The organism is Mycolicibacterium iranicum (assembly GCF_002101705.1).
GTDB lineage: Bacteria > Actinomycetota > Actinomycetes > Mycobacteriales > Mycobacteriaceae > Mycobacterium > Mycobacterium iranicum.
The window spans coordinates 55,613-68,434 of record NZ_LQPC01000026.1; the positions used below are offsets into that span (position 1 = coordinate 55,613).

General features: G+C 65.5%; 14 protein-coding genes. 8 read left to right on the forward strand and 6 right to left on the reverse strand.

What is annotated here, in order from left to right; translation table 11 throughout:
• Positions 1-175: 175 nt before the first annotated feature.
• From AWC12_RS07745 to AWC12_RS07755, 3 genes are all read right to left on the reverse strand, one after another.
• On the reverse strand, positions 176-1,894 hold the full coding sequence (locus AWC12_RS07745; protein WP_085173397.1) for a VanW family protein: 1,719 nt from the start codon (positions 1,892-1,894) through the stop codon (positions 176-178).
• A gap of 138 nt (positions 1,895-2,032) precedes the next feature.
• Entirely contained in the window at positions 2,033-3,262 is a 1,230-nt protein-coding gene (locus AWC12_RS07750) for an HNH endonuclease signature motif containing protein (protein ID WP_085173399.1), read from the reverse strand.
• An 84-nt stretch (positions 3,263-3,346) separates the two neighbouring features.
• On the reverse strand, positions 3,347-4,417 hold the full coding sequence (locus tag AWC12_RS07755; protein ID WP_085173795.1) for a fatty acid desaturase family protein: 1,071 nt from the start codon (positions 4,415-4,417) through the stop codon (positions 3,347-3,349).
• 386 nt (positions 4,418-4,803) lie between these two features.
• Between AWC12_RS07755 and AWC12_RS07765 the strand changes: the two genes are divergently transcribed.
• The 4 genes from AWC12_RS07765 to AWC12_RS07785 all read left to right on the forward strand — a co-directional run bounded on the left by AWC12_RS07765 (position 4,804) and on the right by AWC12_RS07785 (position 6,539).
• Complete coding sequence (locus AWC12_RS07765; RefSeq protein WP_085173401.1) at positions 4,804-5,097, forward strand: colicin immunity domain-containing protein; 294 nt, start codon at positions 4,804-4,806, stop codon at positions 5,095-5,097.
• A gap of 48 nt (positions 5,098-5,145) precedes the next feature.
• Positions 5,146-5,406 carry a hypothetical protein gene (locus AWC12_RS07770; protein WP_085173403.1) on the forward strand — a complete coding sequence of 87 codons (261 nt, stop codon included), beginning with the start codon at positions 5,146-5,148 and terminating at the stop codon, positions 5,404-5,406.
• Positions 5,407-5,742: 336 nt separating this feature from the next.
• Positions 5,743-6,153 carry a hypothetical protein gene (locus AWC12_RS07780; RefSeq protein ID WP_234813874.1) on the forward strand — a complete coding sequence of 137 codons (411 nt, stop codon included), beginning with the start codon at positions 5,743-5,745 and terminating at the stop codon, positions 6,151-6,153.
• 2 nt (positions 6,154-6,155) lie between these two features.
• Complete coding sequence (locus tag AWC12_RS07785) at positions 6,156-6,539, forward strand: DUF6188 family protein (RefSeq protein WP_234813875.1); 384 nt, start codon at positions 6,156-6,158, stop codon at positions 6,537-6,539.
• Between the two features lie 13 nt (positions 6,540-6,552).
• On the opposite strand, the gene AWC12_RS07790 is transcribed toward AWC12_RS07785, so the two are convergent.
• Entirely contained in the window at positions 6,553-7,251 is a 699-nt protein-coding gene (locus AWC12_RS07790) for a mycothiol-dependent nitroreductase Rv2466c family protein (protein WP_085173407.1), read from the reverse strand.
• Positions 7,248-8,036, reverse strand: a complete 789-nt coding sequence (locus AWC12_RS07795; protein WP_085173409.1) for a maleylpyruvate isomerase family mycothiol-dependent enzyme — start codon at positions 8,034-8,036, stop codon at positions 7,248-7,250. The genes AWC12_RS07790 and AWC12_RS07795 overlap by 4 nt, the downstream gene beginning before the upstream one ends.
• Before the next feature lie 270 nt (positions 8,037-8,306).
• Here AWC12_RS07795 and AWC12_RS07800 point away from each other — a divergent pair, with 270 nt between their 5' ends.
• From AWC12_RS07800 to AWC12_RS07810, 3 genes are all read left to right on the forward strand, one after another.
• Positions 8,307-9,548 carry an NRAMP family divalent metal transporter gene (locus AWC12_RS07800; RefSeq protein WP_085173411.1) on the forward strand — a complete coding sequence of 414 codons (1,242 nt, stop codon included), beginning with the start codon at positions 8,307-8,309 and terminating at the stop codon, positions 9,546-9,548.
• A 71-nt stretch (positions 9,549-9,619) separates the two neighbouring features.
• A complete protein-coding gene (locus tag AWC12_RS07805) occupies positions 9,620-10,408 on the forward strand; it encodes a putative hydro-lyase (protein WP_085173413.1) in 789 nt (262 codons plus the stop codon).
• A 197-nt stretch (positions 10,409-10,605) separates the two neighbouring features.
• Positions 10,606-10,932: a hypothetical protein gene (locus AWC12_RS07810; protein WP_085173415.1), complete on the forward strand. Its 327-nt coding sequence runs from the start codon at positions 10,606-10,608 to the stop codon at positions 10,930-10,932.
• Between the two features lie 32 nt (positions 10,933-10,964).
• Here the strand turns inward: AWC12_RS07810 and AWC12_RS07815 are convergent, their stop codons facing one another.
• The gene (locus tag AWC12_RS07815; protein ID WP_085173417.1) at positions 10,965-11,636 is read right to left on the reverse strand and encodes an SIMPL domain-containing protein; all 672 of its coding nucleotides are present in this window, start codon (positions 11,634-11,636) and stop codon (positions 10,965-10,967) included.
• A gap of 145 nt (positions 11,637-11,781) precedes the next feature.
• Between AWC12_RS07815 and AWC12_RS07820 the strand changes: the two genes are divergently transcribed.
• Positions 11,782-12,807, forward strand: coding sequence for an NADPH:quinone reductase (locus tag AWC12_RS07820; protein WP_085173801.1), 1,026 nt, complete (start codon positions 11,782-11,784; stop codon positions 12,805-12,807).
• Positions 12,808-12,822: the final 15 nt, after the last annotated feature.

Consider the following 12,822-nt stretch of genomic DNA (forward strand, 5'->3'; position numbering starts at 1 on the left):
CCATCGACGAAGGCAAGCAAATCAATTCGCGCGTTCGGGCTTAACCTGAACGCGATTTTTCGCCGCAGACCACGAGTTGCACCTGGCGGGCGGCTCGCACCAAGCGACGTTGTTCGAAACCTGGGCAAGAAGAACCTCAACATTGATCACATGACCGTGCTGCCACCGAAAGTCATCAGCCTCCGCACACCACTTTCGGAATCGGGTCGTAGCGCACGGTGTGCGATTCCGTCCGCGTCTCGCCGGTGACGATGTCTCGCAACGTGCGGGTGTCGGTGATCGTGAACCCGGGTGCACCGCCGCTGGCGCTGCATGATTCCCCCTCGGGGATGGTGATGGTCCGGGGACTGGTCGGCGCCGTTCGCGGACTCTGCGCCGAGGTCACTTCGTAGCGTTTGATCCCGATCAGCCGGACGGTGACCGATCCCGAGGTCCACACCGTCTGGATCTGCACCGGTGTGGGTCCGTCGTTGCGGAACTTGACGTCGATGACGTCGCCGAAGACCGTCGCCTCCCGGCCCGCTGGATACCGGCTTATGTAGTAGCTATGTTCTTGGTGCTCAACGAGTTCCATGCCGGCGAAGTACGCAGCGTTGAACAGCGTGGTGGCCACCTGGGACACGCCACCACCGACACCGCTGTCCGGTCGGCCGTCGAGGATGATGCCGGCTTCGACGTAGCCGTTGGCCGCGTTGCGCGGATTGGTGGCGGCGTTGAGGCTGAACGTCTCCCCCGGCGCGACGACAAGGCCGTCGATGGCTCCCGCCGCCCGCTTGATGTTCACGCCCGAGTCGCCCGAGAAGCCGGAGGTCTGGAACTCGCCGATGACCTCTATCGCCCCGAGCGCGTCGATGTCCGCGGTGGTGAAGGTCGCCGGCTCGTCGACGTAGACGGCGGTGATGTCGCGCTCGTCGGTGCTGGTGAGCGCGTCCATCAGGTCGGCGAGGGTGGCGTCGTAGTCGATGCGGCGGCCGTCCTGGGAGGGCAACTTCGCCGGCGGAGACGCGACAAAGTCGATCGTGGCGTTGCGCAGCGGCGTCTCGGATGCTGCGAGTTGGGGGCGGGCGGCGTCGGCGATAGCGGTCGTGTCGACGGTGGCGACGATGTCGCCGTCCTCGACGTCGAAGGTCATTGCCGCGGCGATGACGTCCTCGGAGATGACGGCTCGGGCGTCGCCGTCGCCGGCGATGACGACAGGGGCGGAGACGGCCGGCGCGGCGATGTCGTCGATGGCTGCCTGTACGTCGGAAGTCGTTGTGCTGGGCTCAAGTTCGAGAACTGGGAGGTCGAGGGTGGCGCCGGCAGCCCAGTCGCGTTTGAGCAGTGCAGCGGAAGTGTCGACGTCGAGTTGGCGGCCATTCTCCGGGTCGACGGCGACGGGTTCGCGGCCTTGGAAGCGGACCGACCCTTCGATGGGGCCCTTGGCAATGGTGCTGCCCAGCTGTTCGAGGGCGGCGGTGAGGGCGGCGTCGTCGGCGGTCGACACGACGCCGATCTCGCGGGTGGTGAACAGGGACGTGAGTCGGGTGATCGGGTTCAGCGGCTGGACGCCGGCCTGTGCGACTGTGGCAGCCCAGTCGACCGACAGACCCACCGAGGTCGGGTCGATCTCGCCGTCCACGTCACCGAGCGTGACGGAGACGGGCTGGGTCGCGCGGGGTGTGACGTCGGCACGGAGTCGGTCTTCGGCATCGCCGCGTTGCATACCGCCGATCGGCACGCCGGCGGCGCTGACGCCGCGGGGGACGCGATCGGAGCTGAGGAGCAGGTCGCCCAGGTAAAGGCTGGCCAGGACGGCGAACGGGGCGGTCAGCAGGAGCCACAGGAGGCGGAATCGCGCCGGGGCGGCGTGCTTGGCACCCGGTGTCCCGGTTGTGTGCCCTTCGAGCGGCATCGACTTCGTTCCTCGCTGGCTTGCTCAGCGCGTCAGCAAACACGCCGTAAGCCAGCTTATCGACTGGCGACGATTCGTGCCGTGATGGGCCGTTTCGTCACGCGCACCCATAGTCGCGTACGAGGCAGAGCAGCGAGGCTAGTTGCTCGTCGGCGGTGGTGGTTGGTAGGGGTGGTACCACTTCCATTGGGCGCGTTCGCCGAGTGGCCCTCGGCAGGGCTCGACGATAGGTGCCGGAGTGGTGGGCGGCCGAGCCAGCGGACCGTGGGTGAGCACGTCGCCGTCACTGTCAGTGACCACGAGGGTATCGGCGGTCCCGCTGATCGTGATGGCGCCGCGGTGGTGTTCGCGATGGTGGTGTGGGCACACCAGCACCAGATTCCACAGCTCCGTCGGGCCGCCGTCCTCCCAATGCCGAATGTGGTGAGCGTGTAGCCCGCGGGTGGCGCCGCAACCCGGAACGACACAGCAGCGGTCACGGTATTCGAGGGCGCGCCGCAGCCGGCGGCTGATCGTGCGGGTGGTGCGCCCCGCCCCGATCAACTGGCCGTGGCGCTCCAACCACACCTCACAGGTTGCGTCGCACAACAGCAGCCGCCGATCAGCATCGGAGAGCACCGGCCCTAAATGCAGCGCAGCAGAATGCTTTTCCGGGTCAAGGTGCACGACAACCGTGGTGTGCGCGCCGTGGGGCCGGCGAGCCACATCGCTGTCCCATCCGGCTTCGACCAGGCTCATGAATGCGTCGACCCGATTCGGAAACGGCGGCTTCTGATCTCCCGTGTCCTCACCATGATCGCGCGTCCACTCGGCGATCACCTTGTCGTGATGTGACTGCACCGCCGTGTCGAACTTCGCGGCCTCCACCTTCGGCAACCGTATGCGGTAGGTCGTGTATTCGTCGTCCTCAGTTCGGCTGAACTCGCGACGCGGTTCGTGTTTCGACTCGGGCTCAGGTCGGGGTTCAAGTTTGACCGCCGTCCGCAGCTGGGCAACCGTGGCGACCGCGGCCAACTGGGCATAATGCGCATCGGACCCGTCGGCCGCCCGCTCGGCGATGACCCCTACCTGGTCCAGTGACAGCCGCCCCTCACGCATCCCCTGCACGCACTGAGGAAACTCATCGAGGCGGCGCGCAATGGCGACGACGGTCTCGGCGTTGCGTGCCGTCACTCCGGTCTTCCACGCCATCAACGCCGCCACCGAACGCGCGCCCGTCCCGCCCGCCAGTTGGTCTCGCTCGATCTCGGCAGCGATTTCCACAATGCGACTGTCGATAACATTGCGCTGACCGGTCAGCTCAGCCAGCTCGTCGAACAACCCCTCAAGACGCTCCTTCGGAGCCAATATGGTTGCCGTCGCGGACATAACGCCATTCTGCCGAAGAGGTCCGACAAATCAGTCCGTCCGCGGCCTGCTGCGGCCCGACATTCGGCAGGCCTGGCACGACGCTCAGCGATCGTCTGGAACCGCCAGCTCGTGAACGATTCGCTGCGTTCGAAACAGCTGCAGGGCAAGGGAACCGGTGTTATAGGGAAGATCGTACTTCTCGCACAACTCGCGCACGCGAACGCTGACTTCCGGCAGTCGTCTGCTGGGAAGGTCGGGAAACAGGTGGTGCTCGATCTGGTAGCACAGGTGACCGCCCGAGATGGCGAGCAGCGGGCCGGCGGTGAAGTTCGCGGTCCCCAGCAGCTGACGCAGGTACCACTCACCCTTGGTCTCGTCTTCGACCACTGCCGGGTCGAAAACCTCGACACCGCCGGGGATGTGCCCGCAGATGATGTTCACGTACACCCAGAGGTTGCGCAGAAGGTTCGCGGTGGCGTTGGCGGCGAGGGTGCGACGCCACCGGCGCAGGCTCAGGGCCGGAAAGAACAGGTAGTCCTTGCCGAGCTGGCGGATGATCTTGCCGCGTAATTTGCGCTTCGCGGAGCCGAACGCTTCCGGAGAATCAGTGCCGTCGCGCTCGGCACGGATGCCGTGCAGCGCGATGCCCCATTCGAATGTCGCTGCCAGGAACAGGTTTCGCAGCGGCGTGAACAGCAGCTGCCAGCGCCACGGTTGGTGCTCGGTCACCCGCAGCCAGCGGTAGCCGATGTCGTCGTCCATGCCGAGGACGTTGTTGTAGACGTGATGCCGGTAGTTGTGCGAGTGCCGCCACTGCGCCGAGTATCCGACCATGTCCCACTCCCAGGTGTTGGAGTGGATCTCGGGGTCGTTCATCCAGTCCCACTGACCGTGGGAGATGTTGTGGCCCAGCTCCATGTTCTCCAGCGACTTCGCGTAGGCCAAAGCCGCCGTCCCGAGCAGCCAGCCCTTCTTGGACCGGCTGCCGGCGATCAGCACGCGGGCCGACACGTCGAGCGCGCGCTGGAAGCCGATGACTCGCCGAATGTAGGCCGCGTCCTTCTCCCCGAGCGACTCCTCGACGTCACGGCGGATCACGTCGAGCTCGTAGGCGATCTCTTCGACGTCTTCCCTGCTGAGATGCAGGTAGGCGGGAACGTCGGTGATCGCCATCAGGGTGTCCTCGGGTGGGCGCGTCGGAATGCGGCGCATCCGGGCAACCGCGAGATCAGACCGCAGCGTAAAGGCTGGGAGTTACCTGGGGGTAATCGCGGATCGGCGATTGCGCGAAATGGTGGCGCAGATCACGCGCCAGAGGTTCTGACGTTGGCGTCAGCGCGAATTGGCGACACGACCCCCTCGCCGCAGCTTTTAGGCTGGAAGCGACTCAGTGACCGGCCGCACGAGGAAGCCATGCAACCACTGAAAGTAGATCCTGACGTCGCGTTCGACATCTCCCGCTCGGTGAGCAACGAAGCGGTCGAACTTCATCACCAGCTGGTAGGCCTGCAACGAGACTGGGACAACCTGGCACGAGGGTGGTCAGGCACGGCTAGTAGATGACGCAGGACGAACGCTTCGACATCGACTCCTATTTGATACTGATTGACCGATTCCTTGACGGTTCGATCACCGCGCCCGAATTTCAACTGTCATACCTAGACGAGATGAAGTCCGAACGCCGCATGCTTGATCAGCCGGTGTATCTGGTACTTCAGGAGTTGTTCGAGGACGCCGATGCCTACGTCGAGTCTCCCCATCTTCGCGACGCGCCCGAGGACCTCGACGACGTTCAGCTGCGCGAGTGCGCGAGCCGCGCTCGGCAGGCGCTTCGAGACCTCGGGTACACCTAGCAGTCCCTATTCGGTTGGCCTGTCTAGTGCATCCGGATGAGAATTCCCATGGATAGCACCTTTCGCTTTCTCGGCGCCGACGCGGCCGAGCTCCTTGACGAGTTTCTGGGCCGCCGTCACCCCGATTTGCGCGAACGTGTCCGGCGATCCGGCACCGTTCCGGCGTCTGATGCAGAGCTCATCATGGTGGCGCTGAGTGAGGAATTGACGAACAACCTCGACGAAGACTGGGAACCAGCCGGTTACGGACGGACCGTCAGTGCAGTGATGGCCGCGTTCAATCGCACGCGCATTGCGGAGTGGCCATGACGGTGCGGGCAGGGTGGCGGCCGATCTCCACGGAGGAGGAAGCCGTTATCCGAACCATTCTATGCCGAGCCAAGATTCGCGGAACCCGCGTCCTCCTTGACCAACTCGAAAGGGCAATGGTCTCGCACTCGACAGAGTGGGTTCTCAACGTGGCGGCCGCAGGAGGCAGTTCTGAGCTTCCGAGCGGGCCATTTCCCGCACGTACGCTTATCAAAAGCAGCGCGGGCTACCACGGCGAAATCATTGTCTGGATCACCGATGGCCTCGTGTCAGGCTTGGAATACGCCTGGATCGGTGACAAACCCCCAATGCGGTGGCCAAGGCCCGAGGAGATCGATGTGGTATCAGAAGCGGGCGGGATCGGAACGTGAGCCGGTGATCGACTACACAGCTCTGCCCGGCCTCGCTGGGGTCTATCTTGAAGACAGCTACGTACTCGAGATCAGCGAAAGCAGGGATCGGCTGGTCTTCGATCTCGATGCAGTTTTGACGCCAGAGCACGCCGCCTACCATCCCCCTCGCCCGGGCGAGCAATACTGCTATGCGCATGCGCGCCTCGTCTTTCCGGACGTTGAACTCGTTGAGTGGGTCACCAGATCGGCGTGTTGTTTCACCGACGCGACCGGAGAAGTGGATCTCGGGAACATCGACACGCTCACCGTCGACGGCAACCTCTTTGCTGTAGCAGGCGATTGGGGCATAGTGCGGATCCAGAGCACGCCACCGCGGATCGAACTTAAGGTGTAGGAGTGGCACGGGTAGATCTCTACCTAAACGGCCGACGGGTGCAATCGGTGCTGATCGAAAACTCTGTCGTCTTCGAACTGTCCGGCCATAGTTTCATGATGATCCAGTCGGCGATCAGATTCGAACGCGGAACCGACGCAATGACTTTGTCAGCCGAGGACGATCCGGACCAAGCACTTCAGCCGATCCGTGAGCTGGTGGGATCGACCATCGACGAAGCGACGGTGGATGCCGCCGGTGCGCTCCGTGTCGATTTCAGTGACGGAACACGCCTGGATGTGGAACCTGACGACGCCTATGAGGCGTGGAACGCGTCGGGGCCGGACGGCGCGCTGATCGTCTGTACACCCGGCGGCTCGTTGGTGACGTGGAGCAAGTACAGCTAGCTCAGCCGCTACCTCACCGAAGGTCGTCGAAGCCGACGACCTTGCCGCGGTTGATCGAAACCCAGTCCCTGGCTTCCAGATACGGACGGAACGTCTCGGCGATCGCCTGCTTGTCGGCGGCGGTCTTCGGTCGCTGAAGCTCGTACAGGTGCGGAAACTCCGTCCATGCGGTGACGGCGTCCCACAACCGCAGCGCCGCCGCACCGGTCGGCGGGTCGATGAGCACCGGGCCGAACAGGCACTGTCCGTCGGGGAAGAACAGGGTCGGGACGCCGTAGCCGCCGGCGTCGACGACACGGTTGTGGTCGGCCATTACCTCGTCGCTTGTCGTGGGGTCGGCGATCGCCTCGTCGACCAGTCCCGGATCGAAGCCCAGTTCTTCGAGAAGGTCTCGGGCGATAGACTTTTCGTGCGGCTTGTGCCCTTCGACGTGCAAGGCGCGCGCGGCTCGTTCGTACCACGCGTCGACGTCGGCCATCGACTGCCGGCGCAGCAGCGCGCCGATGCGCATCATCGACCAGCCGTAGGACCACTCCCGTTCCCAGGGGTGCTTCTTGCCCTCTTGGCGGTTGATCTCCTCAAGGCTGAAGAAGCGCCAGTTCACCTGCAGGCCGTTCTGGTCGCGTACGGCGCGGATCCACCGCGACGTCTGGTAGGCGTACGGGCACATGACGTCGAAGTGGAAGTCAACGGAGACAGGAGGATTCGTCACATCGTGAACCTCAAATTGCGGGCGGCACGGTCGCCGAGTTCGTCATCGCCGGTCCAGCTGATCTTTCCCGAGTCGATCTGCGCCTGCGGATCGATGCGCCCGCAGGCGAGTTGGATGAACGTCGTCGAGTCGGTGGTCACCACGACATCCGGGTTGTCGAGCCGGTCGACCTTGGCCGCTCGCCCATTGACGGCGACATGCAGTTGACGCGTGATCGGCCCGGTCAAATCGAAGGTGATGCTCTTGCCGTCGGGAACGCCGATCTTCTTCCCGACGATGTAGCCGATCGAGTTCTCCACCTGTGCCAGCGACAGCTCCGCGCCGATGCCGGAGTCATCGGTCGTGCGTCCAAGGGGCGTGGTGATGTCGCGCTCGTGGACCCAGAAGTCGAAGACGCGGATGGCCAGGAAGCCGCCGTAGGTGCCGGGACCGACGGGCGTCCAGGAGGGCCGGCGGAAGTCGTCGTCGGTCAGGGCCGCCAGGTCGCGACGCCGCGCGTCGAACACGGCGCGGACCTTGTCGAGGTAGGGCGAGGAGTCGGCGAGGAACTCCCCCGCGCGCTCGAACGGCGGCGGCGTGGTGGTGTCGTCCGGGAGCCAGCCGGCCATGGCGGCCTCGATGCTGGTGACGTGGTCGACGACGCCGCGGACCGTCCAGTCCGGGCACAGTGACTGGGTCTGCCATTCGTCCTCGCTGAGGTCGGCACACAGCGCTTCGTAGGTGTCGAAGCAGTGCTCCAGCGCGCCGCGCACCTGCGCAGCACTGGTGATGTCGGGGCTCGCCATGCGCGTTCTCCTTCGGTGTGAGCACAGGCAGTATCGCAAGCCGGTCGCTTTCAGCATCCAGGCTCGGCGGATTTGTGGCCACTGTGCGCCGGTGTGTCACACCCGATGAGCTGGTTCGGCGCCTCACGAAGGGTGTTGCGAGCGATTCGACGATCGGCTCCTCGGGTAACCGGGCACCGGGACGGAAGAGCCCGGCCCCGATGTGCTCGACGATCGGCAGGAAGCCAGAAGCAGGAAAGACCCGTTTCAGTCACGGTGAGGATGCGACACATGGCCACTCCCGAAGGACCACCACTCAACCCGTCCGTCGACACAACTCCGCAACCCTCGGAACCCGCCAAAACCGCTCTGCTCGGGGCGATGTTCCTGATGGCGACCAGCGCGGTCGGCCCGGGTTTCATCACCCAGACCACGGAATTCACCGTCGAGCTCGGTGCGGCGTTTGCGTTCGCGATCCTCGCGTCGATCGTCATCGATTTCGCGGTGCAGATGAATGTGTGGCGGGTGATCGGGGTGGCGGGGATCCGCGCCCACGAACTCGGCAACAAGGTCCTCCCCGGCATCGGCTACGCGCTCGCTGCACTGGTGGTCGTGGGCGGGCTGGTCTTCAACATCGGCAATACCAGCGGCGCGGGGCTGGGCACCGACGCGATGTTCGGGCTCGACCCCCGCATCGGCGGCGCGCTCTCGGCGCTCATTGCCATCGCGATCTTCCTGAGCAAGCGGGCCGGTATCGCCCTCGATCGGATCGTCGTGGTTCTCGGGGTCGCGATGATCGCGATGACGGCCTACACCGCGATCGTGTCGCGTCCCCCGCTGGGTGAGGCACTGCGTAACACCGTGCTGCCCGAGCAGATCAGCTTCCTGGCGATCACCACGATCGTCGGCGGGACCGTGGGCGGGTACATCACCTACGCCGGCGCCCATCGCCTCCTCGACACCGGCATCGCCGGACCGGAGAACGTCGGCCGCATCACCAGGGGGTCGACGTACGCCATCATCGTCACCGGCATCATGCGCGCGCTGCTGTTCCTGGCCATCCTCGGCGTGACCGCCAGCGGTGTCAGCCTCGCCAGCGACAACCCCACCGCCTCGGCGTTCGAGTACGCCCTCGGCGCTGCCGGCGGAATCATCTTCGGCGTCATCCTGTGGGCGGCGTCCATCACGTCGGTGATCGGCGCCGCGTACACCTCGGTGTCGTTCCTGACCAAGTCGACCACCCCGCGCCGCAGGCAGAACATCCTGACGGTTGGATTCATCGCCCTCAGCGCTGCCCTGTTCGTCATTCTCGGCGCCGCACCGGTGACGCTGTTGGTGTTCGCCGGCGCCTTCAACGGGCTCATCCTGCCGATCGGGTTCACCGTGGTGTTGTGGGTCGCCTGGGCGCGTCGGGACCTGTTGGGCGGCTACCGCTATCCGATGTGGCTCAAGATCGTCGGACTGGCCGTGTGGTTGCTGACGCTGTACCTGGGCTGGAACTCGTTGAGCGGCCTGTCCGCTCTGTGGAGCTGACCGACCCGCATGAGACTTCTCCCCTACGGCGCGCGGGCACTGCTGGTCGAAGTCGAAGTGGCAGGGCTGCAATGACTTCCGACGAGAGCGCAATCTCACCGGCGCAGGCGCGACGGCGTTTTCGTGACGGCTTGGTAACCCCGAACGCCGGTTGGTCGGCCGGATACGCGCAGGCGAATCTGATTGCGGTGCCACGGGATTACGCGTTCGACGTGCTGCTGTTCGCGCAGCGCAACCCGAAGCCGTGCCCGGTCCTCGACGTGCTCGAGCCGGGCCAGTACGCGGGTCCGCTGCTCCCCGGCGGCGACATCCGCACCGACATCCCGGCCTACCGCATCTACTTCGACGGCGAACTCGTCACCGAGACGACGGACGCCCGCGAGTACTGGACCGACGATCTGGTCGCGTTCCTGATCGGCTGCAGTTTCAGTTTCGAAGCGGCACTGGTGGATTCGGGCGTTCCAGTGCGCCACATCGAAGAGGGCGTCAATGTCCCGATGTACCGGACCGACCGGCAGTGCCGCTCGGCGGGGCGGATCGGGGGTCCGCTGGTGGTGTCGATGCGGCCGCTACCGCCGGAGCAGGTGGCTGACGCCGTGCGCATCACGTCCCGCTACCCGTCGGTGCACGGTACCCCGGTGCATGTTGGGGATCCGGCGGCGTTGGGCATCGCCGATCTGTCCGCGCCCGACTACGGCGACCCGGTGACCATCCGCCCCGGGGAGATCCCGGTGTTCTGGGCGTGCGGGGTCACCCCGCAGGCCGCAGTCATGCAGTCCCGCCCGCCGCTGGCCATCGGTCACGCGCCGGGCCACATGCTGATCACCGATCTGCGGGACAGCGAGCTCGTGGTGCCGTAGGGCACAAGGTCGGGGCCGATATTGCTGTGCAGCGTTCAGTAGCGTGATAACACCGGGCTTCCAGTCGGCGGCGTCGAAAATGTGGAGACGAGTGGCGGACTGCTTGCGGCACAACCTATTGTCCCAGGAAGGTGTCAAGATCTTGCAGTGCCGAGGCGGCAGCGCAACGAGTGCGGGGTTTCCACGGAAGGACATAGTTGACCAACTCCACCTACATTCCCGGCACCGATGTCCGCTACCACTTCTGCTCGGAATGGGACGGCGCCTTGTGCATCGTGGTCGATGAGCGCGACATCGATCTGACCGGTTGGCTCGTCGAGATCGAGGCACACGGCAAGGTTGACCGCCGTCAGTTCACCCGTGAGATGCCGTTCTTCTGCGTCAGCGGCGGCGAGCGGTGGAATGGCATCGGCGGGGGCGAGCTACGCACCCCGTGGTCAGCTGTCGCGGGTTTTGGATCGACGATCCTACGCTGGCTGCCCCCGGACAATGACCCGCCAGCGCCGACAACCAACGGCAACTGAGCCGTTCGCCTTCGCGCTACCCGCTCCGGCAGTCAGGAAGCCGCTGCGACGAATCGTGCGTCGACGGTCGCCGACACTCGAATATCCCTGGGCACGAGTTCGACCTCCGGACTGCCCGAGGTCGGCGCCCCTTCCGCCATGACGTTTCTCATGCCGCCGTCGGATTGCGTGTGACCGCCGAGCATCCCGGCGTCGGCGATCGCGACGGGCGCCACCGTTCCGAGCCCGACAGCATCGGCATAGAGTTGCGCGCGAGCCGCTGCATCCTGGACGGCGCCGGTGCGGACGCCCCTGATCAGATCGTCGCGGCTATCCGTGGTGAGCGACCAGTCCACGTAGGAGATTTCGAAACCCTCGGTATTCGTGACGTGCTCGCCGACCCAGCGCGAAAGTGCCGTCAGGTCTCGGAACTCCACCTCCACGCCCACCTTCGCAACATGGACAAGTGGCAGCTCGTCACCAACGGGATCTAGTGGTCGATGCGACCACGTGCGCAACTGCGCCGTGGACCAGGAAGCAACGGCGCCGCTGTCTCCGTCTTCGAGCCGCTGTATCGAGTGCTTGACGACGTCGAGGTCGCGGGCCACCTGGTCGTAGACCCAGTCCTTCTCGGGTCCGTGATAGCTGACGGAGGCATGAACAGTCCCACGCTCCGGCGCCCGGAATGCGGAGAACGAACCTCGGACGGTGATCTCAGTCGACATTGTGCCGACGTTAGCCGGGCGCACCGACAGCATCACCCGTCGACCATCGCCGACCAAGACTGCGATCAGGCTCCGACCGATGATGCTCGAGCGCCACGGTGCACCGGTGGGAACATGTGTCGCCGCGCCCCGCGTTGTGGGTCCCATGAAGGCAATCACCTACTCGCGCACAGGCGACAGCTCGGTTCTCCACCTGCACGACCGTGCGATTCCCGATCCCGATGCCGGGCAGGTGCGGGTGCGCATCGTGTTTTCCGGTGTCAACCCCACCGACTGGAAGCACCGGAAGGGCACCAGCGCGGGCCAGCAGCTGGAGTTCCCCGAGGTGGTGCCTCACCATGACGGCGCCGGAGTGGTGGACGCAGTCGGTACCGGTGTCACCGACTTCGCGGTGGGTGACCGGGTCTGGGTCTTCATGGCCCAGCACCAGCGTCCGGACGGGACCGCCCAGGAGTACGTCGTTCTGCCCGTCACGTCGGTGGTCCCGCTGCCCGACACCGTCGGTTTCGACGTGGGGGCGAGCCTCGGAGTGCCGGCGATCACCGCACACCGCGCGCTCACGGTGGCTGAGGGCTGGCCGTCGCGGCTGGCGCCCGGAGCGCTCGCCGGCGCGACGGTGCTCGTCGCGGGCGGCGCCGGAGCGGTCGGCCATGCCGCCATACAGCTCGCCCGGTGGGCCGGTGCCCGCGTCATCACCACGGTCAGCACCCCGGAGAAGGAGGCGCTGGCGGCCTCGGCGGGCGCCCACCACATCGTCAACTACAAAGCCGGTGACACTGCAGCGGCCATCCGCGAGGTCGCGCCCGACGGGGTCGACATCGTTGTCGAGGTCGCCCCGGGTCCGAACGCCGCGCTCGACGCGGCCGTGGTGTCGAACCGGGCGACGATCTCGATCTACGCCAACGACGGTGGCGCCAGTGTGGAACTCGACATCATCTCGAACATGTGGGTGAACGCCCGCTACCAATTCCTGGTGCTGTACACCGTCGGTGACGACGCGCTGGCGAACGGTCGCGAGGACGTCGCCGCCGCGGTCCGCGACGGGGCGATGGGGGTCGGCGAAGCCAATGGGCTGCCAGTGCAGTCCTTTCCGCTGGAGCAGACGGCGGCGGCCCATGACGCAGTCGAGAGCGGAGTGACGGGCAAGGTGCTCATTCGTGTGAGTGAGTAGCACGTGTGCCCGGGC